Origin of the sequence: Chitinophaga oryziterrae, from assembly GCF_009758125.1 — a bacterium.
Taxonomy (GTDB): domain Bacteria; phylum Bacteroidota; class Bacteroidia; order Chitinophagales; family Chitinophagaceae; genus Chitinophaga; species Chitinophaga oryziterrae.
The window spans coordinates 484871-511218 of record NZ_WRXO01000001.1 but is presented as its reverse complement, the minus strand read 5'-3'; the positions used below and the strand labels follow the sequence as shown (position 1 = coordinate 511218).

Annotated in this window: 20 protein-coding genes; 6 read left to right on the top strand and 14 right to left on the bottom strand. The window is 43.6% G+C overall.

Annotation, left to right across the window (positions count from 1 at the left end; all coding sequences use genetic code 11):
* Positions 1 to 33: 33 nt before the first annotated feature.
* Positions 34 to 708 carry an SdpI family protein gene (locus GO495_RS02135; protein ID WP_157298053.1) on the bottom strand — a complete coding sequence of 225 codons (675 nt, stop codon included), beginning with the start codon at positions 706 to 708 and terminating at the stop codon, positions 34 to 36.
* Between the two features lie 238 nt (positions 709 to 946).
* On the opposite strand from GO495_RS02135, the gene dinB reads away from it, so the two are divergent.
* Positions 947 to 2155 (top strand): DNA polymerase IV, encoded by a 1209-nt coding sequence (dinB, locus tag GO495_RS02130; protein ID WP_157298052.1) that lies wholly within the window; start codon positions 947 to 949, stop codon positions 2153 to 2155.
* Positions 2156 to 2157: 2 nt separating this feature from the next.
* A complete protein-coding gene (locus GO495_RS02125; protein WP_157298051.1) occupies positions 2158 to 5097 on the top strand; it encodes a DNA polymerase III subunit alpha in 2940 nt (979 codons plus the stop codon).
* A 36-nt stretch (positions 5098 to 5133) separates the two neighbouring features.
* Here GO495_RS02125 and GO495_RS02120 read toward each other — a convergent pair whose 3' ends face one another.
* From GO495_RS02120 to trpS, 11 genes are all read right to left on the bottom strand, one after another.
* Positions 5134 to 6456: an aspartate kinase gene (locus GO495_RS02120; RefSeq protein ID WP_157298050.1), complete on the bottom strand. Its 1323-nt coding sequence runs from the start codon at positions 6454 to 6456 to the stop codon at positions 5134 to 5136.
* Between the two features lie 62 nt (positions 6457 to 6518).
* Complete coding sequence (locus GO495_RS02115; RefSeq protein WP_157298049.1) at positions 6519 to 7592, bottom strand: Ldh family oxidoreductase; 1074 nt, start codon at positions 7590 to 7592, stop codon at positions 6519 to 6521.
* Positions 7593 to 7607: 15 nt separating this feature from the next.
* The gene (locus tag GO495_RS02110) at positions 7608 to 7922 is read right to left on the bottom strand and encodes a DUF3467 domain-containing protein (RefSeq protein ID WP_157298048.1); all 315 of its coding nucleotides are present in this window, start codon (positions 7920 to 7922) and stop codon (positions 7608 to 7610) included.
* Between the two features lie 90 nt (positions 7923 to 8012).
* A complete protein-coding gene (locus tag GO495_RS02105; protein WP_157298047.1) occupies positions 8013 to 9353 on the bottom strand; it encodes a SusD/RagB family nutrient-binding outer membrane lipoprotein in 1341 nt (446 codons plus the stop codon).
* An 18-nt stretch (positions 9354 to 9371) separates the two neighbouring features.
* A complete protein-coding gene (locus tag GO495_RS02100; RefSeq protein WP_157298046.1) occupies positions 9372 to 12608 on the bottom strand; it encodes a SusC/RagA family TonB-linked outer membrane protein in 3237 nt (1078 codons plus the stop codon).
* 282 nt (positions 12609 to 12890) lie between these two features.
* Positions 12891 to 14330, bottom strand: coding sequence for a SusD/RagB family nutrient-binding outer membrane lipoprotein (locus GO495_RS02095; protein ID WP_157298045.1), 1440 nt, complete (start codon positions 14328 to 14330; stop codon positions 12891 to 12893).
* 24 nt (positions 14331 to 14354) lie between these two features.
* Positions 14355 to 17597, bottom strand: coding sequence for a SusC/RagA family TonB-linked outer membrane protein (locus GO495_RS02090; protein WP_157298044.1), 3243 nt, complete (start codon positions 17595 to 17597; stop codon positions 14355 to 14357).
* 476 nt (positions 17598 to 18073) lie between these two features.
* Complete coding sequence (locus tag GO495_RS02085; protein WP_157298043.1) at positions 18074 to 19954, bottom strand: ComEA family DNA-binding protein; 1881 nt, start codon at positions 19952 to 19954, stop codon at positions 18074 to 18076.
* Positions 19933 to 20727, bottom strand: coding sequence for a hypothetical protein (locus tag GO495_RS02080; RefSeq protein ID WP_157298042.1), 795 nt, complete (start codon positions 20725 to 20727; stop codon positions 19933 to 19935). Before GO495_RS02080 ends, GO495_RS02085 begins: the two co-directional genes overlap by 22 nt.
* 83 nt (positions 20728 to 20810) lie before the next feature.
* A complete protein-coding gene (locus GO495_RS02075) occupies positions 20811 to 21446 on the bottom strand; it encodes a deoxynucleoside kinase (protein WP_089779413.1) in 636 nt (211 codons plus the stop codon).
* Positions 21447 to 21574: 128 nt separating this feature from the next.
* Positions 21575 to 22579 (bottom strand): tryptophan--tRNA ligase, encoded by a 1005-nt coding sequence (gene trpS / locus GO495_RS02070; RefSeq protein WP_157298041.1) that lies wholly within the window; start codon positions 22577 to 22579, stop codon positions 21575 to 21577.
* Positions 22580 to 22717: 138 nt separating this feature from the next.
* On the opposite strand from trpS, the gene gatC reads away from it, so the two are divergent.
* Genes gatC through GO495_RS02055 form a run of 3 tightly spaced genes read left to right on the top strand, consistent with a single transcriptional unit; the run spans position 22718 to position 24310 of the window.
* On the top strand, positions 22718 to 23008 hold the full coding sequence (gatC, locus tag GO495_RS02065) for an Asp-tRNA(Asn)/Glu-tRNA(Gln) amidotransferase subunit GatC (protein WP_157298040.1): 291 nt from the start codon (positions 22718 to 22720) through the stop codon (positions 23006 to 23008).
* A gap of 19 nt (positions 23009 to 23027) precedes the next feature.
* Positions 23028 to 23738: an ABC transporter ATP-binding protein gene (locus GO495_RS02060; protein ID WP_157298039.1), complete on the top strand. Its 711-nt coding sequence runs from the start codon at positions 23028 to 23030 to the stop codon at positions 23736 to 23738.
* An 11-nt stretch (positions 23739 to 23749) separates the two neighbouring features.
* The gene (locus GO495_RS02055; RefSeq protein WP_157298038.1) at positions 23750 to 24310 is read left to right on the top strand and encodes a cob(I)yrinic acid a,c-diamide adenosyltransferase; all 561 of its coding nucleotides are present in this window, start codon (positions 23750 to 23752) and stop codon (positions 24308 to 24310) included.
* Here the strand turns inward: GO495_RS02055 and GO495_RS02050 are convergent.
* Entirely contained in the window at positions 24307 to 24987 is a 681-nt protein-coding gene (locus tag GO495_RS02050; protein WP_157299076.1) for an ABC transporter ATP-binding protein, read from the bottom strand. The two genes, GO495_RS02055 and GO495_RS02050, sit on opposite strands and share 4 nt — an antisense overlap.
* A 100-nt stretch (positions 24988 to 25087) precedes the next feature.
* Between GO495_RS02050 and GO495_RS02045 the strand changes: the two genes are divergently transcribed.
* On the top strand, positions 25088 to 25309 hold the full coding sequence (locus GO495_RS02045; RefSeq protein ID WP_012794455.1) for a DUF2795 domain-containing protein: 222 nt from the start codon (positions 25088 to 25090) through the stop codon (positions 25307 to 25309).
* 188 nt (positions 25310 to 25497) lie between these two features.
* Here GO495_RS02045 and GO495_RS02040 read toward each other — a convergent pair whose 3' ends face one another.
* A complete protein-coding gene (locus tag GO495_RS02040) occupies positions 25498 to 26310 on the bottom strand; it encodes an enoyl-ACP reductase FabI (RefSeq protein WP_157298037.1) in 813 nt (270 codons plus the stop codon).
* Positions 26311 to 26348: the final 38 nt, after the last annotated feature.

The window sequence follows — 26348 nt, the reverse complement described above, 5'->3', positions numbered from 1 at the left end:
TGAGGTACTTCAAAGTATACACCCTCTTTTATTTTACCCCTTGTCCGTATTAAATAAACGGTAAGAATAGATATAAGGCAATGCGGCCAGTATTGCCCCTAAGAATATCAGCAGGAACACGCCCGGTACCACCGGCATGAAGAACCCGGCGATAACGCTTGCAGCACCTGCACTGATCCACAGCGTACCTGCCATCTGATGCGTTTGCCGCCAGATATCAGTACTCTTTAACGTCCACGGTGTTCTTACTCCTACAAAATAATTAGGCTGTAATCTCCTCAGATAAAACCCTATCCCCACTATTAAAACGCCTACCCCGGGAAATACCCATCTCTCCATTACAAACGGCCTTCCCTGACTGACCATAAAAATGATCACACTGGTAAATACTGCCAGGTAAATATGGATCTGGAAACGGATCCGGTAATACTTAGCCTGCAATATCTTCAGCGGTTCGATACTGAGCGTAGGTTCTTCCACATGAGGAATATAACGGAAAAGGAAATATAACATCAGATTGGTCAGGAAAAGGAAAATCATCAGTAACAGGAAATCACTCTTGAGACCTACCCGTTCAGGAACACCTTCAATATTGAAATTTGTAGGGATGGTAGCAGGTAGTGATGGCCATATAACACCCAGGTAAACCATGGGCAAAAGTAATAACAACAATAACAGCAGCTCTTGGCCAATATCAGGCTTTTTCATGGAAAAGTGTTTTTGTGTAAGTAGATGAGATCAAATACTATACCCGCATCTATACCTGATTGTTCTAATCAGTTTGTTATTGTTTAGTTATATTACTAATATTTTTAGTTATTGCTAATAATATTAGTAGTTTTGACAAAAAGAGCCCCATCCCGGTTACTTGAGAAAGAACAGTAGAAACCATTTGAATCGCTTAACGTCTTCCCTGAAAAAACCGGGTGCTGGCCATATTTTACTTATGATCACTTTACAACACAGGTCCATCGCTCATTTCGATATGGATAGCTTCTTTGTGTCTGTAGAATGCAGGGAAGATAACAGTCTGAAAGGGAAACCACTGCTTGTAGGCGGCCTGGGCGACCGTGCAGTAGTAGCTGCCTGCAGCTATGAAGCCCGGCGATATGGAATTCACTCTGCCATGCCCATGAAAACGGCACTTAAATTATGCCCGCATGCACTGATACGCAGGGGCGATATGGAATTATACAGCAACCTCTCCCGGGAGATTACCGATATTATTGCGGAGAAGGCTCCTTTGTATGAGAAGTCATCCATCGATGAATTTTACCTGGACCTTACCGGCATGGATAAATTCTTCGGCTCCATGAAATGGACCATAGAACTAAGACAGCATATCATCCGTAAAATGAAACTCCCTGTTTCATTCGGACTGGCATCCAATAAAATGATTTCCAAAGTGGCTACCAACGAAGCCAAACCCAATGGACAAAAGGAAATCATTTTCGGTGAAGAGAAGTCATTTCTGGCGCCTATGCCTGTAGAAAAACTGCCCATGGTGGGAAAAGAAACTGCCGGACAACTAAGACGACGTGGCGTGGAAACAGTTAAAACGCTGAGTGAAATACCGGTAGCCCTGCTGGAAGCATGGCTGGGGAAAAACGGGATCTCATTATGGAATAAAGCGAATGGCATCGATGAATCCCCGGTAGTACCCTACCATGAACAGAAATCCATCTCTACAGAAAGTACCTTCCCTACAGATACGATAGACATGAAATTCATGCATGCAGAACTGGTACGCATGACAGAAAAGATTGCTTTTGAACTACGGCAGCAGGATAAACTGGCGGGATGCGTTACCGTCAAACTCCGTTACTCCGATTTTGAAACAGTGACCAGACAAATGACTATTCCCTACACAGGATCAGATCATATTTTACTGGAAAAAGTAAAAGAACTGTTCCATAAACTGTATGATAAAAGATTGCTCGTACGACTGATAGGCGTACGTTTCAGTCATCTGGTACAAGGGAATTACCAGATTAGCCTGTTTGATGATACACAGGAGATGATTGCATTATACCAGGCAATAGATCATATTAAAAACAGATTTGGATGGCAGTATCTGATGAAAGGGACCAATGCCATTCCTCCTGCAAAACAACCTAAAGCCGAAGTCACTCCATTCCCCAGGAAAACGAAATAATTATGTTCCTGAACTGTAAAACATTCTTTAGCCTGCGTTATGGTACTATCAGTACTGATAACCTTGTAAAACATGCCCGTGAAAACGGCATCACTTCCCTTGCGCTTACCAATATCAATATCACTTCTGATACCTGGAACTTCGTAAAAGAATGCCGGGATAATGCTATTAAACCTATCATAGGATTAGAGTGCCGCAATGAACATGATTTCAAATACATCCTCTTAGCACGTGATATGAACGGATGGTTTCATATCAACCGTTTCTTATCTGATCATCTGCATAAAAAAGAACCCTTCCCGGACCGCGCTCCTTTCTTCCCGGGAACATTTGTCATCTATGCCTGGGGCCGCATTCGTTTACCAGAACTGGCAGAGAACGAACTGGCAGGTATACGGCCGGGAGAGATCAATAAATTGTTCCGTGTAGATACACTCACACACAAAGATAAACTGGTGATCCTGCAACCAGTTACTTTTCAGGATGAAGCACATTATCAGCTACACCGGGTATTACGTGCGATAGATCAGAATATACTCATCAGTCAGCTATCTGATCATACTACTGCTAAACCGGATGAATGCCTGATCACTCCGGGAGAATTATTTGATAAGTATGAACAGTACCCTCATATTATCGCTAATACATTAAAGGTGATGGATGCCTGTGAAATAGACTTTAATTTCAAAGTACCACGGAATAAAAAATACTTCTTAAACAGTGAGGCAGAAGACCAGGCGAAATTACGTGAGCTGGCTTATGAAGGAATGCTGAAACGTTATGGTCCTGATAATGACGAAGCAAGAGAACGTATTGAAAAGGAATTAAAAGTAGTACAACAGCAACACTTTAACGGCTACTTTCTCATCACCTGGGATATCATACGGTTTGCACAGAAGAAAGGGTTTTTCTATGTAGGTCGTGGTAGTGGCGCCAACTCCATCCTGGCTTATTGCCTGGAGATCACAGACGTGGATCCTATCGAACTAAAACTCTATTTTGAACGATTCTTGAATCCATACCGCAGCTCTCCTCCCGACTTTGACATAGACTTTTCCTGGCGCGACAGGGATGAGATCATCGACTATGTATTTAAGACCTATGGCGATGAACATACTGCCTTATTAGGTACTGTTACTACCTTCCAGGAGAATGCGACTATCCGTGAACTAGGGAAGGTATATGGCTTACCTAAACATGAAATAGATAAGATACTGGATACCCCTTTTGCCATTGATCTGAAAGGAGATAATGTGCAGGCGCAGATTTTAAAATTCAGTCAGTTAATGGCTGGAAAAAAAGCATTCCCGAATCACCTGAGTATTCACGCAGGAGGGATACTGATCAGTGAAGCCCCTATCCATCAGCATTGCGCCACTTATATGCCACCCAAAGGGTTCAGCACGGCACAGCTGGATATGCACCAGGCAGAGGCCATCGGGTTATTTAAATTTGATATTTTAAGTCAGCGCGGGCTGGGACATATACGCGATGCCATTGGTATCATCAAAGAGAATCATGGAGCAGATATAGATATTCATGATGTAAAATCTTTTATGCGCGATCCGCTTATTAAAAAACAATTAAGCACCGTTAATACCATTGGTTGTTTCTATATAGAATCTCCTGCCATGCGGCAGTTGTTACTGAAACTGCAATGTGGGGATTACCTTACACTGGTAGCTGCCAGTTCCGTAATACGCCCTGGTGTAGCACAATCCGGCATGATGCGGCAGTATGTACATAATTTCCGCAACCAGGATAAAGTGACATATTTACATCCTATCATCAAAGATGTATTGTATGAAACATTTGGTATCATGGTATACCAGGAAGATGTGATCAAGATCGTACATGAATATGCAGATATGGACCTTGCAGACGCGGATATCCTGCGCAGGGCCATGGCAGGGAAATACCGGGGACAGGGAGATTTTCAGAAGATAGAAGACCAGTTCTTCGATAACTGCACAAGACTGAATCGTCCACCCGAAGTAACGAAAGAATTATGGCGGCAGATCGCCAGCTTTTCAGGCTTTTCCTTCTCCAAGGCACACTCCGCCAGTTTTGCAGTGGAGAGCTATCAGAGCCTCTTTTTAAAAACATATTATCCTGCAGAATTCATGGTAGCGGTGATCAATAACTTCGGTGGTTTTTATAACCGGGAATTATATTTCCGCGAACTGCAAAAGACGGGTGTTTCCATACAACCACCTTGTATGAATAACAGCGATTATTATACAAGAATAACAGGTAAAACAGTATATACAGGTTTCATACATATAGAAGGACTGGAACAAAAATGGATAGAGGATGTACTGGAAGAACGCGCTGCCTACGGTTTGTATAAAAGCCTGGAAGACTTTACCACACGTATCGCTCCTCCTCCCGAACAACTGGATATCCTCATCAGGATTGGTGCGTTTGGTTTTGATACCTATACCAAAAAAGAATTGCTGTGGAAGAGCAGCCTGCTGCTGAGGAGTAAAGTACCTGATCATGTGCAGCCCCTCTTTGTGGAACAGCTGCCCGACTGCCAGTTGCCTATGCTTTCTTATTACGAACATGAAAATGCTTTTGATGAAATTGCATTACTGGGATTTCCTTTATGTTCTCCTTTTAGTCTGCTGCATCATGAGCAAAATCATTATATCCCTGCAAGCGATTTTAAACAGTATAAAAACGAAACGATTTCCACTCTTGGTTACTTAGTATGCACAAAAGGTATTCATACCGCTAAAGGCATTCCTATGAGCTTTGGTACTTTCATGGACGCAAAAGGAGACTTTATTGATACGGTACATTTTCCGGATATACTGAGAACGTACCCTTTTCAGAAAGGCGGGTTTTATATACTACAGGGGAAAGTAACAGAAGAATATGATGTGTATACGATCGAGGTAAGTTATATGAGGAAGATCGGATACTTTGAGGATAAATGAAAAAGGATGGCAGATCGCCATCCTTTTTCAATATGATTATTCAAGATCAAACAACCCTTTGTTCAGGAGTTGTAATGTTTTGATTTTATGTTGTCCGCCTATCAGGATAGAAATGTTATGACGGCTGCCACCATAAGAGATCATTCTTAAAGGCACTTCATTCAGTGCATCAAATAATCTTTTCAGGATAGATGGTGTAGCAGCTACTTCATTACCTACAATCGATACGATTGTCTGGTGATGGTCCAGTTCTACTGTACCAAACGGCTGCAGTTCTTTCAGCAGCTGGTCCAGGTGCAGGGTACTTTCTATCGTCAGGGAAACAGCTACTTCTGAAGTAGTGATCATATCGATAGGAGTACGGTATTTTTCAAACACTTCGAAGATCTTACGCAGGAAACCATATGCCAGCAGCATACGGCTGGATTTGATTTTGATAGCAATGATACCGTCTTTTGCAGCGATGGCTTTTACGCCATCACCGTTAGGTAATTCGGTAATGATAGTACCTCTTGCTTCCGGCTGCATCGTGTTCAGCAATTTAACCGGGATGTTAAAATGCTGAGCAGGCCATATAGAAGCAGGATGTAAGATTTTAGCGCCGAAGTAAGCCAGTTCTGCCGCTTCATCAAAAGACAACTGCTCAATCGGGAAGGTTTTGTTCACTACCCTTGGATCGTTATTGTGCATGCCGTCGATATCTGTCCAGATCTGTATTTCGCTGGCCTGTATGGCAGCGCCGATCAGGGAAGCAGAGTAGTCGCTGCCACCACGTTTCAGGTTATCTACTTCACCTCTTGCATTACGGCAGATGTATCCCTGTGTAATGAAGATGTTCTGGCCGGGATGCTTTTCCAGCATAGTACCCAGTCTGATCTTAATACGGGGAATTTCCGGCTCTTCAAACTCGTCTATGCTCATGAAGTCGAGCGCAGGGATCAGCACAGCCGGAACACCGGCTTCTTCCAGGTATACGCTGAACAATTTGGTGGATAATAACTCACCCTGTGCCAGGATGTCTTTATTAAGCGCCTCGTTGAAAGAGATCTTAAGAATGATGTTCAGGAACTCAAAATGTTCATCTACAACAGCATTGGCTTTAGCACGGAAGGATGCCTGTTTCACCAGTGCTTCACAGAATGTTCTGTAATGTGCCTCCAGCTTATCTATCCGTTCCTTGGCCTGTTCCTTTTTTCCTTCAGACAATGATTGTCCAATCTCTACCAGTGAGTTGGTAGTGCCGGACAATGCAGACAATACCACTATTTTAGGGGAATTATCGGCAGTCACCAGTTCGGCTACGGCATGCATCCTTTCAGGTTTACCTACAGAAGTGCCGCCAAATTTTAAGATCTTCATTTGCTGTTGTATTGTTATGTTTACTGGCTTAAAAAGCCGCAAGTTCGGTGTTTAACCTTATTTTAAAAATTCAATTTAAATTTCCCGGCTACTTCCTGCAGATCTTTTACTACAGCTTCCAGCAATGGAATACCTGCTTCCCTCCTCTCCGTTTCCATTTCACGCTCCGGATCTCCCGGGATCAGCACCTTTTCTCCGGCTACCGGGGTAGCATTTCTGAAACGGGTGATCCAGTTGTCCATATGCGATTTAAACTCATCTGCCGGCCGGAATGCGTCAATGCGCATAGCGCCCAGGAAATGCCCGAGGCCCTGCCCTACAGGGTCTGGAGCCAGTGGTAAAAAGCTCACGAACGGAGGAGCCCAGGGGCCATAGTTGGCGCCCGAGAGAACAGCCGAGAATATATCCACGATGGAACCCAGGCAATATCCCTTATGACTCCCATGATCACGGTCGCCACCCAGGGGCAGCAAGGCTCCGCCATCTTTCAGTTCATGCGGGTTGGTGCTGGACTGTCCGTCTTTGTCCTGTATCCAGCCGGTAGGAGCTTCCTCGTGCTTGCGCTGCAGTATCTCCAGCTTGCCATTGGCAGCGGTAGTAGTGGCAAAGTCAGCCACGAAGGGCGGCTGCTCATTGGCAGGGATGGCTACCGCAATAGGGTTGGTTCCCAGCATACGCTCTGTAGCAAAAGTAGGCGCTACCAGCGGGCTGGCATTGGTCATGGCCATACCGATCATGTCCTTTTCGAGGGCCATCATCGCATGCTGACCAGCAATACCGAAGTGATTGGAATTCTTAACGCTTACCCAGCCGGTGCCTACAGCAGTGGCCTTCTGAATGGCGATGGCCATGGCAAAAGGCGCTACTACCAGTCCCAGACCGCTATCGCCATCTACAACTGCCGTGCTGGGCGTTTCGTGTACAATACGGATGTTGGGCTTTGTGTTGATACGTCCGGCTTCCCATAAACGCACATAACCGGTTAACCGGGCTACTCCGTGGGAATCGATGCCTCTAAGGTCGGCAGACAATAATACTTCGCTGGCTGTATCCGCATCTGCGGGAGAACAACCCATACGCACAAAGACTTCCCTGGTAAAATCCCGCAGGTGTTGATAGGAAACTATATGACTCATGATCCGATTATACGATTATGCCTGTGCTGTAGGTCCGCCAAAATTCATGGGCAGGTTTACCGGTTCCTGGTCCTGGATAGCGCCATGGACAGACTCATACTTCTTGATATTATCCACCATGGCTCTCATGAAGCGCTTGGCATGCTGTGGCGTCAATATAATACGGGACTTCACCTTTGCCTTTGGCAAACCGGGCATCACATTAACAAAATCCACTACAAACTCTGCATTGGAATGTGTAATGATAGCCAGATTGGCATACACACCTTCTGCTATTTCTTCACTTAATTCAATATTAAGCTGGCTTTGTTCTTCCTGCTGATTTTCCATATTATTTTGCTTTTGCGGTACAAATGTAAAAAAGAGACCTCAATATGAAAGGTCTCTTTTTTATAAGTATTGTATTATGTTCCCCTTAATTTACTCTACATCCCACCATACCCGGCGTGTGAGCGTAGTATTGGCCGGGGTATTTTTGTTATAACGGACCTCACTGCTGGGATAATATACGGAGCGGGGCAGCGCTCCGTTCAACGAATTGTTAGCAGGGGCCGTTAATACAGGATAGCCCGTCCTGCGCCAGTCTGTCCATACTTCCGGGTCCAGAAACAAAGCAATATATTTCTGTACCATAATATCCTTTAAAGTGATAGTAGCGGACGTTTTCATTACCGTGGCCAGATAAGTAGTGCTGCCTACCGTTCTTTGCAGGTTTGCCCTTACCGCTTCATTGTAGGATGCAGCAGCCGTTGTTTTATCACTGTTCCTGAATGCCACTTCTGCCTCAATGAACTTCAGTTCATCATAAGACATGAAATATACAGGGGAATTGGCGGAACCATACAAGGACCCCAACAGGGTACCGTCTGAAGGGTCATAATAAACACTGTACCGCGGATCTTCACTGTTAAGCAACAGATCATTCAGATATCCGTCAAATGTAATATCCGCGCGCTGATCGTTAAACTGAAACCAGGGAGCCTGGGTAGTGGCTGCACTGCTTCCTACAAACTTTACAAATGCACCTTCCCCATCGGCAAATCCGTCAGCGATCTGTGCCTTTGCTTTTGCCAGCGCAGTACCATCGACCTTCACCACATGCAGATAAAATTTGGCTTTTAGTGAATGCGCAAATCTGAGCCACAGCCCCAGATCTCCGTTAAATAGAAGATCATCCGAACTGCCGGGCTGGAAAGCACTGCCATCATCTGAGGATAAAGCTGTAATTGCCTGGTCCAGTAAACTCTGTAAAGTGTCGTAAAGCGCTTTTTGACTGTCGTATTTTGGTTGAGTGTTGTTTAACCCCTGGAATGCTTCTGTATAAGGAACATCTCCCCAGTAATCAGTAACCTCTCCCAGATCATTGGCCATCAGGATTTTACCCACTGCTGCATAATGTCCCTGTCCTTTGCTCTCAGCGATTCTTATGAGGGTATCTACATTGGTCATAATGGCTCCGTAAAAACCGGCATACCACATATTATCCACGTCATCCGGTGTTAATACATAGCTGTTATAACTGGCCGACTGATTAGCGGCACCTGTAACCTGCTGCATAAAGATGGAAGCAAAACGGGAGGCATCCCCACCCCAGGTGTAAGCGCTTGATAGAATGGCCCCTGGCAGTATGGCAGATGGTGTAGGCGCTTTTAACTGGGAAGGATCGTCATTAATGCCATTATAAAAGTATGCTTTCTTACAACCCTGCGTAACCAGCAGCAGGGTCAACATTGGTAGTATATATTTTATAGTACGTAACATGTCTTACTTTTTAACGGTTTAGAATTTAAACTTCAGGTTCAATCCATAACTGGAGGTGCCGGGCATATTAAAATAATCGATGCCCTGTGCATTGGTAGCTCCTGTAAGACTGGTTTCCGGATCTATCCCTTTATAGGGGGACCATAACAGGATATTACGGGCAAATGCACTGACGGATATCGTTTTAATGAATTTCCCGTTATCAAATTTTGACAGGTTAAAATCGTAAGCAAGACTTACCTCGCGCAGTTTAATATAAGAAGCATCATCTATAAATGATTCTGTCTGTGCGCCAAAGCCACCACCATTACCCTGGTACCAGGCCTGATCAAGAGGTACCGCTGTGGTATTGGCTGCTCCTGTCCCCGGTTTCTCTGCAGCGCCATCATTATGTACAATCTCGCCGGCATCATTCAGATGCCCCAAAACACCCTGGAAAAGATTGTTAGTACCACGGTTCAATGTATAGGCTGAAGTACCGATCGCCATTAAAGAACCACGGGTACCATTCCACATGTCACCCTTGTGTTTCCAATCTAACAATGTATACAGTGACAGCCCTTTATAGGTGAAAGTATTACCAAATCCCAACAGGAACTTAGGGTTGGGGTCCCCTACCTGTGTCTGTTGTGTTGATACTACAGGGTAGCCAAAATCTCCGCTCTGGTCACTAATCACGATGTTGCCATGACTATCCCTCAACCATCCATAAGCATAGATGATACCGGCAGGTTTACCCGGCAGATGTGAAATTGTAGTACCGGTAAACCCATTTACGGTGATCTGATTGATACCTGGTGCCAGTTTCAGGACCTTGCTCCTGTTCATGCTGTAGTTAACCACCATGTCCCAGGAGAAAACCTTCCCAACGATTGGTTTTGCAGTGAGCGACATTTCCAGCCCCTTGTTCTGAATAGAACCTGCATTAAGCGTAACATACTGGAACCCGGTAGACCCTGCTATAGGAGAGCGTACCAGCAGGTCCGTACCCTTGGAATAATAATAGGTTGCATCCAGTCCCAATCTGTTCTGTAAGAACTGTAACTGCAAACCGATTTCGTAAGAAACTGTTTTCTCTGGTTTCAGGTCAGGATTACCCAATACATTATTTAAACTGAAACTACCTTTGCCATTATACGGGAAAGTAACACCGGTAGTATATCCATCAGGATAAGTTGTAGGTGTAAAGAAAGAGCGGATATTGAAAGGACCAGGGTCTTTACCTACCTGAGCAGCTGATAAACGGAGCTTACCCATACTTAACACATCTCCACCCTTTAGACCTTCCAGCTCTGTAAACACAAATCCAAGGCTGGCAGAAGGATAAAAGAATGAATTGCTTTTTTTAGGTAAAGTGGAAGACCAGTCATTACGTCCTGTTATTTCCAGGTACAGCATTGACATGAAGTCCAGGTTAATATCAAAATAACCGGACGCTCTTCTGTATGGAGTGACGAAATTATATGACTTCTGTGCGGTTGCATTACTGATATTATCATAACCGGGAGAGGTTAATCCATCTCCCTGAACATATAATTCATCCAGTTTACGGGAGTAATAGTTGTTACCCACCTTGGCGTCCAGACGGAAATTTTTAGATAGCTGCTTACTGTAGCCAAGGATCAGATCAGAGTTCACACTTTTATAGGTGTACCTGTCATCAAACACTCTACCTCCAGAATAAGCACCAGACTGTATTTCATAATACTGGTGACGGTTATCACTATAGATATCCGTTCCTACGCGGTAAGTAAGGGTAAAGTCCTGCGAAATACCCCAGTCCATTTGCACATTCCCTATAATACGGTTCACCGCTGTAGTGTAAGGGTTCTGGTTAATTGTCCAATAGGGATTATCATAGATACCATTGCGGTAAGACCTTTGTAATCCATTGGAGAATAAATAGGTCTTAGGATTATCGGCTTTTAGTCCGCCATTGGAATTGTCAAAGGTAATAGGCGTTCTCGTTAATCCCAGCATGATACCGGAGAGGTTACTACCATTCTGAGGCATATTACCACCGGATGTCGTAAAGTTAACATTGCTGGATACTTTCACCTTTTCAGAAACCTTCAACTGACCTGCAAATGCCACAGAACTGCGTTGCAGGCTTTGCGTAGGTACAATGGAGTTCTGATAAAGATGGGATACGGACATCCGGTAGGTGGCAACGTCCGAACCTCCGGTAAAAGAAAGGGAATTATTGTAGGTAGTCCCTGTTCTCCAGAAGTCTTTTGTATTATTATAAGGACGGAAAGGTATTTTAGCGGAAGGATCAGACCTTCCCACTACATCTCCATGCTGATCATATTCATTTGGTACACCTGTCCAGGACAGCGTATCTGCTCTTGGTCCCCAGGAATAACGGTTGGTTGATGAAAATGGCAACAGTTTTCCTCCCGTACCTCTGGCGTATACCAACTGTATTTTGGGCAACCTGTTTACCACATCGAATGAAACGCCGGTACTGAATTCTACCTGTATTCTGCCGGATTTCCCTTTTTTAGTGGTAATGATAATAGCGCCGTTAGCAGCATCAATACCATAAAGAGCCGCAGCAGCCGGCCCCTTCAATACAGAAATACTTTCTATATCGTCCGGGTTAATATCTGCACCACGGTTCGTATTGGTAGCCCCCTGTAATACATTATTGGTACCATCCGAAGGGTCTCCTGAATAATTCTGTGAGTTATCTATTGGAATACCATCAATCACAAACAGCGGCTGATTATTGCCTGTAAGTGAATTGGTACCCCTTAACTTAACGTAGGTAGCTGCACCTGGTGTACCACCGGAACCTACTACCTGCAATCCGGCCACTTTACCCGACAATGCTCTTAAAGCATCGCCCTGACTGGCCTTTACCAGATCATCCCCCTTTACATCCTGAACAGCATATCCCAACGCTTTTTTCTCACGCCGGATACCCAACCCCGTTACGATTACTTCCTCCAGGTTGGTATTATCCTGAGCAAGCGTAACATTCAGATTGGAATTATCTCCTACGGCAATTTCCTTAACGGCAAAACCTATACTTCTGACTTGTAAAACAACATTATTGCCGTCCACCATTAAACGGAAGGTCCCGTTCTGACCAGCGGTAGTACCCCTGTTGGTACCCTTGATCTGTATAGTGGCATACGGTATTGGTGCACCATCGTTACCGGTCACCTTTCCAGTAACTTCACGTTGCTGGGCATAAATGTTGAGAGTAAGAAGAAAGAACGAAAACAGGATTAGTAGTTGTTTTAGCATAACGGTTCTGAGATTTATGCAAATGATTAAATGCACTGTAGTTGTATATAATAAAGTCCATTTATAAGAGTCCCATATACACTTTTAGCTAACATGATTCCGATTGTATTGTTCCTTTATTTGGGTCGGGTCTGTAGGATTAACAAAAAAAACTACTAAGGGTTCTATATTTAGAAAGATATTTTTGGGAAATGAGCGTTCAACCGCATTTTTAAGTGTACCAATAACAAAAAAGGCCCCGGCATATGCCGGGGCCTTTTAACAATTATTGTCCTGTTCAGGTTAGAATCTATCCCAGAATAACTTGGTAGTTACCTTATCTCCGCCTATTGCAGCTGCGGCTGCGTCATATTGTGTTTTATTCAGGTTCTGTTCACTGACAGGGTATGTCAGTCTTACAGGGATATTACTATACGAAATATCTACCGGAGCGTTTAAGATAGGATAATCCAGTCTTCTCCATTCCAGCCAGGCATCATATCCCCTGTTATATAAGGCGATATATTTCTGCATACCTATTTTTTGCTGCCAGGTGCCGGTCAATGTAGCGTAATCTACGGTTGGCTGTGCAATGAAAGTAGCTGCATCTGCCGCAGAACCACCCCAATAGGTAATAGAAGCTGCAATACCTTTGTTATAGTGATCAGCAGCTGTACCTGACACGGAAAATCCGCCGCGGGCAACTGCTTCTGCCAGTGCAAATTCTACTTCTGCGTAGTCCATCAGTATTGCTTCAAAATCGGGTGCGGTAATCTTTGCACTTACATGTGAGTAGCTGGAATAAACATTACCTGAGCCATACACACCACCAACATACGCACCTGATCCTGTTGCGGTGTAATAGAAAGGGCGTCTTGGGTCATTGGTAGCGTTCATTGGATCTACCAGTGTGGTAGGTATCACATAGTCTTTACGTTTGCTCTTTACCAGGTCCACCCAGATAGGGTTTGTATTTGGTTCAGAACTCAGGTATTTCAATATCGCATTGTCTGCATTGGAGGTAAAGACGTTTGTTGCTGCGTCATTTATCACTTCCACAGCTTTGGCATTGTCTATATCAGCAATCACCAGCCCCATTTTTAATCTCATGCTGTTGGCTAACTTAATCCAGGAAGCCACGTTACCCTGGTATATGAGGTCGGCGGTACCGAAACTACCCTGTGACACATCCAGTGCGGCAACGTCTGCCTTCAGACGGTCCAGCAGATCATAATACACCGTTTTCTGATCATCAAACTTAGGGTCCAGTTTATTGATATCCATTGTTTCGGTATAAGGGATATTACCATAGCAGGTTACCAGTATAAAATTGGTATATGCTTCTGTGATATCGATGATAGCCAGTTTATTCTTTTTAATGATCGCATCAGCGGGCAATAAAGCAGAATCAGCTTTGATGAGCGCTTTACCGGCAGAGAGATCTTTTAACACGTCTCTGTATAATGCCTGCCAGAAAGCCTGCGGAATGTTACGGGTACCCAGGTCATAACGGCTTTCGTCTATGTAGGTTACCTGTGCCTGATACTGTGCCAGCAACCTGAATACGTTCAGATTCACGCTGTTGGACGTCAGGTTATCATAGAGGTTTTTTTCTGCGGAAGAGAACAGCATCTCTCCGGGAACAACGGCAGCCTTTTTAGGATCGTCATTCAGACTGCTAAGTTTTGTACATGAAGTAGCAAAAACAAGCACTGATGATATAATTACGAATATCTTTTTCATGTCGAATATTTTCTTAACTGATAATTAGAACCGGAACCTTAAGTTCGCACCAAAAGTGCGGTAAGTAGGATACACACCACTCTGATAACCCTGGATGTTACCTGCGCTGAGGTTTTCTTCAGGGTCAGCCATTGGTAAGTTTTTATGAATGATCCAGAGGTTCCGACCTAACAGGCTCACATCAATTCCTTTAAATGCCTTTATATGGCTGATGAGGCTTACAGGCAAAGAATAAGTAAGAGATACTTCACGTAATTTTATAAAGCTGGCATCATAAATAAATGCTTTAGCGGGATAACCATTTACGCCTAAACCACGGGTACCACTTACACGAACTCTCTGGGTATTTACTTTTCCATCAGGAGTTACACCATCGAAAATGATACCACCACCATCTTCAACTGCGTCTCTGATAGATTTACCTTTGTCGTTCAGTCTTACGCTTTCAGCATAGATACCGGTAGACTGGCCATAATACTGATCGAGAGAGAATACATCTCCACCTTGTTTCATATCTACCAGGAATGCTAAAGACAGATCCTTATATCTTAAGGTATTGGTAATACCACCTATCCAGTCCGGAGTATAGTTACCGATTACATTGTTGGCAGAACCGGTTTTCTCATAGTAACCAGGACTGTCCCCATCTGCATCATACACTACTTTTTTACCTGTTGTTTTGTCATATATATAGTCTGTACCACGGATTACACCATATGCATCGTTCTTAGCATGACCAATGGTGATACCACCCTGTAAGGTGAAAGAACCCAACTGGATGAAGTCTACACCAGAAGGCAGGTCAAGTACTTTACTCTTGTTCTTAGACCAGTTTACACCAACAACCCAGGAGAAGTCGCGTGTTTTTACTGGTGTTACATTCAGGCTTACTTCCACCCCTTTATTGCTGATGGTACCTGCATTTATATAAATCTGATCATAACCGGTAGCCCTTGAAACGGGTAAACGCAGGATCTGATCAATACTTTTTGAAGTGTAGTAAGTAACGTCCAGGCTAACGCGGTTCTGGAAGAAAGATGCTTCCACCCCTGTTTCAAAACTCTTTGTCTGTTCTGGTTTCAGGTGAGCATTTGCTTTAGTAGCCGGTACTGAGAAAAGAGGAACGCTACCGAAACCACTTGGTTTGTCGTAAGCATCGATCAACGCCTGTGCAGGTGCACTGTTACCTACCTGTGCATAGTTCACACGTAATTTACCATAAGATAACCATGGAGCGTGTACTACTTCAGAGAACACGAAACCGAGTGATGCAGATGGGTAATAGTATGCATTATTCCCTTTAGGTAAAGTGGAAGACTGATCACGACGACCGGTCAGATCCAGGAATAACATTTTCTTATATCCTAATCCCACGCTGGCAAAAACTCCATTCACCTGCATTGCGCTATCCGCTTCAACTGGTGCCTGTATAGGATTTACAGAGTTAGATAAAGAATATAATTTAGGTACTACCAGTCCACCGTTCGTTTCTTCGCGAACATATTTTACGCGGGTGTTACGGACGTTACCACCTACCAGTCCTGTAAACTTGAAGTTGTTATTAATTTCCTTATCGATATTCAGTAACAGGTCGTAGTTATATTCACCAAACGTACCGTCATATCTTGAATAGGAAGAGGTGTTTTTACTACCTACAGCGTTTCTTTCTTCCTGAGACTGGGAGTAAGTATCCATACTCACTCTACCCAGCAAGTTCATCCAGTTAGTGATTTTATAGTTCAGCGCAACATTTCCGAAATAACGAACACGGTTATCTTTTTCGTAGTTTTCGTATCTCATGAAATACATGTTATCTGTATAGATAGGAACCGGATTGTCCGGGTCCTGCAGGTTCCAGCTTTTATTCAGTTTGGTTCTCTGATAATCTTCTTCCTGTTGTTTCATGTCTACGTTCATCTCCCACCACTGGCGGAAGCCCTGCATAGGGTTGTATTCGTCATAACCGGTACCATAACGGCCTTTACCATCTATCTTAGACATATTCACAGCAGCGCTGGCCGTTAATTTGCTGGTCAGATTATAAGAAGCACCGAAGTTCAGCATGTCCTTTGCCAGTTTGGCATTAGGGATCATACCGTTCTCAATGGTTTTTGTATAACCGAGTTTGAAATAACCCTGATCTCCGCCACCATCGATAGTAACACTGGTATTAGAAGCGGTTGTATTTTTGAAGAAGTAAGATGGATCGTGTTGTGCAGCCACCCAGGGGCTTGCTTTTTTATACTGGGGAGAGGTTGGATCGAATGAACGGTAGTTGTATACCATCAGGTTTGGATCGAATTTAGCACCGAAAGAAGCATCTTCTGACATTGGTACAACCAGATCGTTCTGACCGTCACCGTTAACATCCCTGTAAAGGAAATGGCCATCCGGAGATTCGTATGTATAATCGTCCTGATCGTAGTAACCAGCACCGTATTGTTTCTGATATTTAGGGAAGGTACTCTTGTCCATAGTACCTATTGTACCGCCTACATTGACAGTTACGCCCAATCCTTTTCTGCCTTTTTTGGTAGTGATCATGATCACACCATTTGCAGCACGGGAACCGTACAATGCAGCAGCAGCAGCTCCTTTCAGAACGTTGATTGATTGTACGTCATCAGGATTGATATCTGCAGCAGCATTACCGTAGTCGAAACCACCGCGGCCGGAAGCCTGGTCAGAGGTGTTGGTAGTAGAGTTATCGATAGGTACTCCATCTACTACAAACAATGCCTGGTTTGAGTTTTGAAAAGATTTATTACCACGCAGCACGATGTTGGTAGAACCCCCCATTGTACTGTTTCTGCGTACTTCCAGACCTGCAACTTTACCTGATAAAGAGTTTACAACGTTAGGATCACGAGTCCTGTTCAGCTCTTCTGCACTTACTGTTTGTGCAGAGTAAGCCAGCTCATTCTTTTTTCTGGCAATACCCAATGCAGTCACTACTACTTCCTGAAGATTTTTGTCTTCCTCTTTCAGTTTTATGGTAACAGCATTGCTACTTCCAAGGGTAATTTCCTGTGAGGCAAATCCTACACTTCTAATGGTGAGAACAGGATTACTTCCTGTTACTGTCAGTTTAAAACTTCCCTGCTGATCTGTTGTTGTCCCTGTTGTTGTCCCTTTAAGTTGTACTGTTGCGAAAGGTAAAGGAGATCCGTCTGCGCCGGTAACCTTACCCGTAATCTGACGCTGTTGGGCAAACGCCAGAGTTACGCTCACCATAAGCATAGTGAGAAAGAGTAACGCTCTTTTCATAAAACGATTTAGATTTAGTTGACAATAAAAAATTAAAATGAGTTACGCTCTTGCCGCAATAGCCAACCAACAGCCATTACAGCAAAAGCCTCATAAGCTTAAACCACAGTTTTTATAATAATAACTTTTTTGCTAAAAAAACCATCCGGGGTGAAGGCGGCAAGAACCTGGATGGCTGTGTGTGGCACAGTACATAACTCATTCCCTGCTGCGAAATGCATAGAACAGAACCGCTGTAAAAAGGTTGACAAAAGGTAATTCACAGCACAGCAGGAAAAAGAGATGTTGGCCTCTTTCATATTACGATTTAGATTTTGGTTGAGAAGCACAATTTATAGATTTTTTTTTCTCACTACCAAGAATATTTTAACTTTTTTTTAGGAGCAGATAAATTTTAAATATGTAATAATATTATTCACAATATTATAAGTACAAAAAAAGTGTTAGTTCTTTAATGTTATTTGTCCATTATATCTCTAGAATAACTGTTGCATCTGTAACGTGATAACATTTTTATTACTTTGTTCTGATGCAAAGGCTGAGTAGACTGTCTGCTGAAACCGCGCCCATAGCGATAACCGGGGCATTAAACGCCATCGGGTACAAAGTTGGTACTGGCATCCTCTACCATATAATTGAGACAACATATACTCATATAAGATACCAGATGTTATAACATACATTGTTGTTGCGGTACCTCCGGTGACGAATGTTATATATCTGCCTGAAAATGTAAATGATGTTTTTGGAAGTTGGTAAGCAGCGTCAAGAAATAATAAAAAACCTTGTTGATTGGCAGATCTGTTTACTTCTACCCTGCTCTTTATAATTAGTCCTTCTTTTAGCTGCATGGTTGTCTGGCATCGCCAGCTTTGTTTTTTAACCTGTACAGGCCATTTGATAAAGTTGTTATCGTTCTCTTTTTGTTGTTTGGTTGAATAGCTGTAACGGATAAATGCCTCGGTGTGTTTGTCCGGGGTATAAGTGAGGGAGAGCAATACTTCTTTTCCGTTAGCAGGTGTATTTATACTGTATGATAACCAGGGAAAACTGAATACATCTGCATAACCGTTTACTATTAAATACGGAGTGATTTTTAATGCAATAGCGGTATATAATCCACGTTCATTTACGGCTTTGTAATATTCTCCGAATGCATTGTTGTACATAGATTGGTAGGCCTGGTTGTAATGGCGGTATAATATACTGATATCTGCATTTTTTGCCACACTGGCCAGTATTCCGTGTACCATCCCTGTTTTGAGATTATCACTGATGGCTATTTCTCCGAAGAAATGCAGGTTCTTCCAGGTAGCGGCGTAGTCTATGCTGGCGTTGGTTAATTGTGTACCTGAGAATGCAAAAAGATTGTAGGGTTTGTTATCTTTTTGTAGCGGAACAGAGTAGTGATGCCGGATGATGTTAATACCTGCATGCCAGTTTTGTTTTATGAAGGAGAGATTGCCGCCTGTTGTAAATTGCTGTATCGCATTCCTTTTTTTCCGTTCTGTATCTGTACGATGATAACCACTGCTGTAAAGCGATGCCAGTAATGTATCTATTGTTCCATCTAATTGTCTTAATGAAATAAATGCTGTTCCCTGCCAGTTGTCGTGTTGTATCGTAATACCGGCACCTCTGTAGAAATAAAATTCTCCAGCCGAAGCATAGGGACGTAACAAATCGCTTTCTCTTTTTATCTGCATTACAGCGGGGCCTTTACCCAATGCCAGTGTTTGCCAGTTGATGAGGCCCTGCCCCATGTTTACGGTAAAATCTCCCAGTGCCAATGCTTTAATGTGTTTGTAGTTTTTTACGAACAGGTGCGCGCTGTTGAAATCGAATAGTCTTTCTCCTGCATCTTTTTCTGTCAGCATACCCCAGCTTATGTAATTAGGGTAATTATACCGGTAGCGGAGTAATAGTTTACCGGGATTGTTGTAGCGGCACAGGAATGCATGATCCCCATTGTGCGTATAGTCTTTTAAAGTATGGTGTGGTTGCAGGTCTTCACCTACCTGTACATAGGGCAGTAAACTGCGGATGAGGGCCGCATCAAAGCCTGGTATTGCCTGTAATTCATAGATACTTAACAGCTTACCCAATAACTGGCGGTATAACATGAAATTAGTGATCTGTAAAGGGCTTAATAAACCCAGCGATTGTAAGGCGGCAGCATCCGCAGTGTTTAAAGAAATCTTATGACGGGTGTAACCGTTTAGTAGTTGTAGCTGTGCATCATCATCTGGTATTGCCATATGATTTTCCAGCTGATTTTCTGCTGTTGCAGTTAATTCCTGTGCGTGTATATACTGGCTATATAACAGCAACAGTATTAAGCTTTTTTTAATTGCCATACAATGGATGTATTGGGTGTAAAGCCCAGTTGAGGATGATGAGAAGCGGAGAAGAAAATGCGCATTCTGCCAAGTGTAAAACTGGCGGCAGCATTGGTCGGAGAAGTGCCTAATTGCAGTGATAACTGCGGAATGATACGGTATTCACACATGACTTTTGTGACAGGTGATACATCATTTTCCTGTACTACTACAGTGCTGATCAGGAAGTCTTCGGAGACTTCGTAACCGATGCCTGCGGTGTAGATAACGGATAATGGTTCATCGCCCAGTTTTCTGTTAACAGGATTGAACAGGTGCAGCCCTGCGTGTAATTGTGGTGTGATATGCAGCAGGCATCCCAATTCGAAAGTAATGGTGGTTGCGCTGCCATATTGCCGGATGGCGCTGGAGAGGTAATCTATCTGCATACCTATGCTTAGTTTATTCCCTAACTGTCTGCCATAGGCAATGCCCAGTTGTTGCTGCTGGTAAGCGCTGTACCCTGCCTGCTGAATATTGAATGCAAAAGTTCCTGGCGGGGCTGGTAATGTGACCACAGCGCTGTATAAACTGAGCGCCTTTAACATGAACCTTCTTTCGGTATTTATACCGGCGGATGGCACAGTTATATAAGCCAGTGCAGCCTGGTTTTGCACAGCAGTAAATACCTGCTGAAAATGGCGGCTGTATGTGCCCGGGTACTGTTGCTTTTCTGCGGAAAGCCATAAATTTTGTGCGCACGAAAGCACACTGCACATTGTACAAACAATGGAAACAAACATCTTTTTCAAAACAACCGGTATTCGTTAACAAACAAAAAAAACTCCTCACCGGGAAGTGAGGAGGCAATATTAGGAAATTATTTTAATATCGATTAAAAAAGTCCGTGCAACTGAGAATCAATACGGGAGATAATCTCTCCCAGGTCTTCATCACTCTCAGGAAATTTATTCTTATCGATATCGATAATGAGTAGCGGTCCTTCTGTATATTTCTCTATCCAGTTGTTATAATATTCGTTCAGTCTTTTCAGGTAATCCAGGCGGATATTCTCTTCGTATTCACGTCCTCTTTTCTGGATCTGTGCAACTAAGGTAGGCACGGAAGCGCGCAGATATATCAGCAGGTCGGGTGGTTTTACCATCGACTTTAATGTTTCAAAGAAGTTGAAATAGTTATCGAAGTCCCTTTTGGTCATCAATCCCATTTCGTACAGGTTAGGTGCAAAAATGTGTGCATCCTCGTAGATAGTTCTGTCCTGTATAACAATATCCTTTCCGTTCTGGATTTCCAGCAGTTGTTTTAAACGGCCATGAAGGAAATATACCTGCAGGTTAAAAGACCAGCGGGGCATATCTTCGTAGAAGTCATTCAGATAAGGATTATGTTCTACATCTTCAAACTGGGGTGTCCATTTGTAATGCTTTGATAACAGTTCAGTAAGGGTGGTTTTCCCTGCACCAATATTACCGGCTATCGCGATATGTTTAATCTTATTTAGTTTTGCCATGACATTATCAGGGTCGTTAATCGTTCTTTTCGGCGGGGCCGGTTGTGGTAATAAGTAGCAGACTACAATCCCATAATTTACATAAAATTATTTGATTATCAATCTAAAAAACTTGTTACAGCAGGTAATTAATAGTAATTAATACCGATAAGTTTTCTGGCTTCATGCAAAGTCTGTGCCGCACTTTCCCTTGCTTTCTCTGCCCCTGCTTTCATTATACGGTTTAAATAAGCATGATCTTCCTGAAGCTCAAGGGCTTTCTCACGGATAGGTGTGATAAAACGCACCATATCTTCACCCAATTGTTTTTTCATATCACCGAAACGGATACCCTGATTCTGATATTGATCTTCAAAGAACTTAATTACATCCGGGGTAGATACCTGTTGCATTAACAGGAAGAGGTTCTGCACAGATTCGGGCATGGGAGCTCCTTCTACAGCAACACCGCTGTCTGATTTCGCTTTTTTTATCTTATTGAGGATCAGTTCATCACTATCAGAAAGATACAGCGTAGCCATCTGATTTTCGCTTTTACTCATTTTACCTGTACCGTCCAGACTAGGGACTTTTATCAGGTCATCTCCGAAGTTAAACGCTACCGGTTCGGGGAAAAGGTAACCATAACGGTTGTTGAAGCGCTGTGCAAAATTGCGGGCCATTTCCAGGTGTTGTTCCTGGTCTTTACCTACAGGCACTTTTACGCCGCGGTGAATGAGTATATCTGCACTCATCAGCACGGGGTAAGTGAGTAACCCGGCGTTCACGTTTTCCGGTTGCTGGCGTACCTTATCTTTAAAGGTAGGTACCTTTTCCAGTTCGCCTTTGTATGCCAGCATGTTGAGTAACAGGTATAATTCTGCTATTTCAGGCACGTCACTCTGTGCGTACAATGCTACCTTCTCAGGATCTAAGCCGGAGGCTATATTTTCTGCCAGTACGCGGAACACGTTGGCTCTAAGGTCTTTCGGATCAGGATGGGTAGTCAGCGAATGCCAGTCAGCCACGAAAAAATAGCAGTTAAAAGTTTCCTGCATCTTAATGTAGTTGCGGATAGCGCCAAAATAATTGCCCAGGTGTAAATATCCGGTAGAGCGAATACCGCTTACCACTATCTCTTTTGATGTAGCCATAATGGGGTGCAAATTAATAAATTCCTGCATGTTCATCTACCTTCATCATCTTTTGACTCTGGAGTATTTAAGCTAACTTTAACGCGAGCTATAATAAATATCACCTATATTTTATTATCTTTTCATCTAATTTGAATTATGGAAGTGAATGAGAAGCTGGTACAGCAACTGGCAGACCTGGCAAGACTGGAATTCAGCGAACAGGAAACAACGGAAATAAAAGGCGATCTGCAGCGGATGATCACCTTTGTAGAAAAACTGAATGAGCTGGATACCACTAATGTGAAACCATTATTACACATGACCGCAGACGGCAACGCGCTCCGTGAGGACCGGGTAGTGCCTTCCATAACCCGGGAAGAGGGTTTGAAGAACGCGCCTGCTGCGAGTGACCAATATTTCAAAGTTCCTAAAGTTATTAAGAAGTAACCCGTAATCTATCAATCTTATGCACCCACAGGCTGTCATCCATCTGGAAGCAATCCGTAAAAGCTACTTTATCGGCAAAAATGAGTTGCCCGTTCTGAAAGGTATCAACATGGACATTTTAAAAAATGAATATGTTGCACTGATGGGGCCTTCCGGTTCCGGTAAATCTACACTCATGAACATGCTGGGTTGCCTGGATACCCCTACCAGTGGTAAGTATATCCTGAGCGGCCATGATGTAAGTACCATGAAAGATGATGAACTGGCAAGGGTGCGTAACCAGGAAATAGGGTTCGTTTTCCAGCAGTTTAACCTGATGCCCCGTCTCAGCGCCTTAGAAAATGTAGCGGTTCCCCTTATTTATGCGGGTGTCAGTAAGAGAGACAGGGAAGACAAGGCCAGGGCTATGCTGGAAAAAGTAGGACTGGGAGATCGTTATAAACACAAACCGAATGAATTATCAGGTGGACAATGCCAGCGTGTGGCTATTGCCCGTGCCCTGGTCAACGACCCTTCGCTGATCCTGGCCGATGAGCCTACCGGTAACCTGGATTCCAAGACTTCTATAGAGATCATGGAAATCTTCGGTAAGATCCATGCCTCCGGTAATACGGTGGTACTGGTGACGCACGAAGAAGATATAGCCGACCATGCACGCCGTGTGATCCGTTTGCGTGATGGCCTGATAGAATCAGATAAACTGAATGCACATCATGCCGTAATGGTATAAAGCTGCTTCCAATGTCATTTAAGATTTACACCAAAACAGGGGATAAAGGTAAAACCGCATTGATCGGCGGTACCAAAGTATCCAAAAGTAATCTGCGCATAGAATCCTATGGCACTGTAGATGAATTAAACTCCTATATAGGGCTTGTAAGTGATTATCTGACTGATACTCCCACTATTAACTTTCTGAGGGAAATACAGGACCGCCTGTTCACTATAGGCTCCTCCCTGGCATGTGATCCTGAGAAGGAAACCAAAATGCGTATCCCGGACCTGCATGCAGGAGATGTTACTATACTGGAAAACAGTATGGACCAGATGAATGAGGTATTACCGGAAATGAAGTCTTTCCTGCTGCCGGGAGGTCATGTGGCAGTATCCACCTGCCATATTGCCCGCTGCGTATGCCGCCGGGCGGAACGCCTTTGCGTGGGCCTGCAGGAGCAGAACCAGTTTATAGACCCGCTGGTATTACAATATATGAACCGCCTGAGCGACTATCTCTTTGTATTGTCCCGTTGGATAGGACACCAGTTGCAGGTAGCGGAGATCCCCTGGAAACCGCGTATTTAACTGATGGTCTTCGCCGTCAGTTCTTCCGAAATTATTTTGCCATCCCGCATCACCAGCTGCCTGTCGCTTAATGGCGCCAGTTCTTCGTTATGGGTAACGATGATAAAGGTTTGCTGAAATTTATCTCTCAGTTCTATGAACAGGTGATGTAATTCCCGGGCGTTTTTTGAATCCAGGTTACCGGTAGGTTCGTCGGCCATAATGATGTCCGGAGCATTGATTAATGCCCTTGCCACGGCTACGCGTTGCTGTTCTCCACCAGACAACTGGTTGGGTTTATGCTCCATCCGGTCTGCCAAACCGAGTGTTTCCAGCAAAAAGGCAGCCCTTTCCCTGACAGCCGCTTTCTTTGATCCGGCAATAAAACCGGGAATACAAACGTTTTCCAGGGCAGAAAACTCGGGTAAAAGGTGGTGAAACTGGAAAATAAAGCCCATATGACGGTTCCTGAAATCAGCCAGTGCGTTCCCTTTCAGGGTCCCCAGATTTACATCACGAAGCCATACTTCGCCCGATGATGGCGTATCCAGGGTGCCAAGGATATGTAATAAGGTACTCTTTCCGGCACCGGAAGACCCAACGATAGTAACGATTTCCCCTTTACCTACTGTGATGTCTACACCCTTCAGTACGTGTAAATTGGAATAATTTTTGGTAAGATTGCGTGCGGTTAGCATACTCAAAGAAAAGTAATTAACCGATAAAATAGTAATAGTTGTTTATTTCAAATTAAATAATACTTTTGCGGAAATTTCAGAAAGTAAAAATTTCGATAACATGTACTGGACATTAGAATTAGCTTCATACCTGGAGGACGCTCCTTGGCCAGCTACGAAGGACGAATTAATAGATTACGCCATCCGCTCCGGTGCGCCAATTGAAGTGATTGAGAACTTACAGGAACTGGAAGATGAAGGGGAAATTTACGAGGGCATAGAAGATATTTGGTCTGATTATCCGTCGCAGGACGACTTCTTCTTTAACGAGGATGAGTATTAGATCAGACTATTTTCCATTGTAGCCTCAGCAATTCGCCTATGCTTAAAAAACTTAGCCGCTCCTTTTAATAAAAAGGAACGGCTTTTTTTGTGGCATATCGTCCGGATTATGGACCCGGGATTCCATAAAACACTGACTCCGTTAGAAGGTTGCCCTCTAACGGAGTCAGAAATAATATTACTACAGATCTATTTTTCCATCTGATTGATCACATCTGCTGTAACACCGGTAGCTGAGAAACCACCATCATGGAACAGGTTCTGCATCGTTACCATCCTGGTAAGGTCAGAGAACAGTGTTACACAATAATCTGCGCACTGGTCAGCTGTTGCATTGCCTAAAGGGCTCATTTTCTCTGCATAAGTGATAAAGCCATCGAAGCCTTTTACACCACCACCTGCGGTAGTCCTGGTTGGGGACTGAGAGATCGTATTCACACGCACTTTGTTCTTCATACCATAGTGGTAGCCAAAGCTGCGGGCAATAGACTCCAGCATGGACTTGGCATCTGCCATTTCGCTGTAGTCAGGGAATACACGCTGTGCTGCAATGTAAGTGAGTGCCACTACTGATGCCCACTCATTCAGTGCATCCAGCTGGTAAGCAGTCTGCAATACGCGGTGCAGGGACATAGCGGAGATATCCATTGTCTTGTGAGAGAAGTCATAGTCCAGTTCGGTATAAGACTTTCCTTTACGCATATTGATACTCATACCTACAGAATGAAGTACAAAATCAATCTTGCCGCCAAAATGCTCCATGGATTTAGTGAAAAGATTTTTCAGATCATCCATATTAGTAACATCAGCAGGTATTACAGGTGCTTTACACTGTTCTGACAGCTTATTGATCTCTCCCATACGTAAAGCAATAGGAGCATTGGTAAGCACTATCTCTGCGCCTTCTTCAACACAATGTAATGCGATTTTCCAGGCGATAGACTTTTCGTCCAACGCGCCGAATATGATACCTTTCTTTCCTTTTAATAAGTTATGAGCCATTGGGTTCAAAAATTAATTTTGGCAAAAATAGTTGTTAT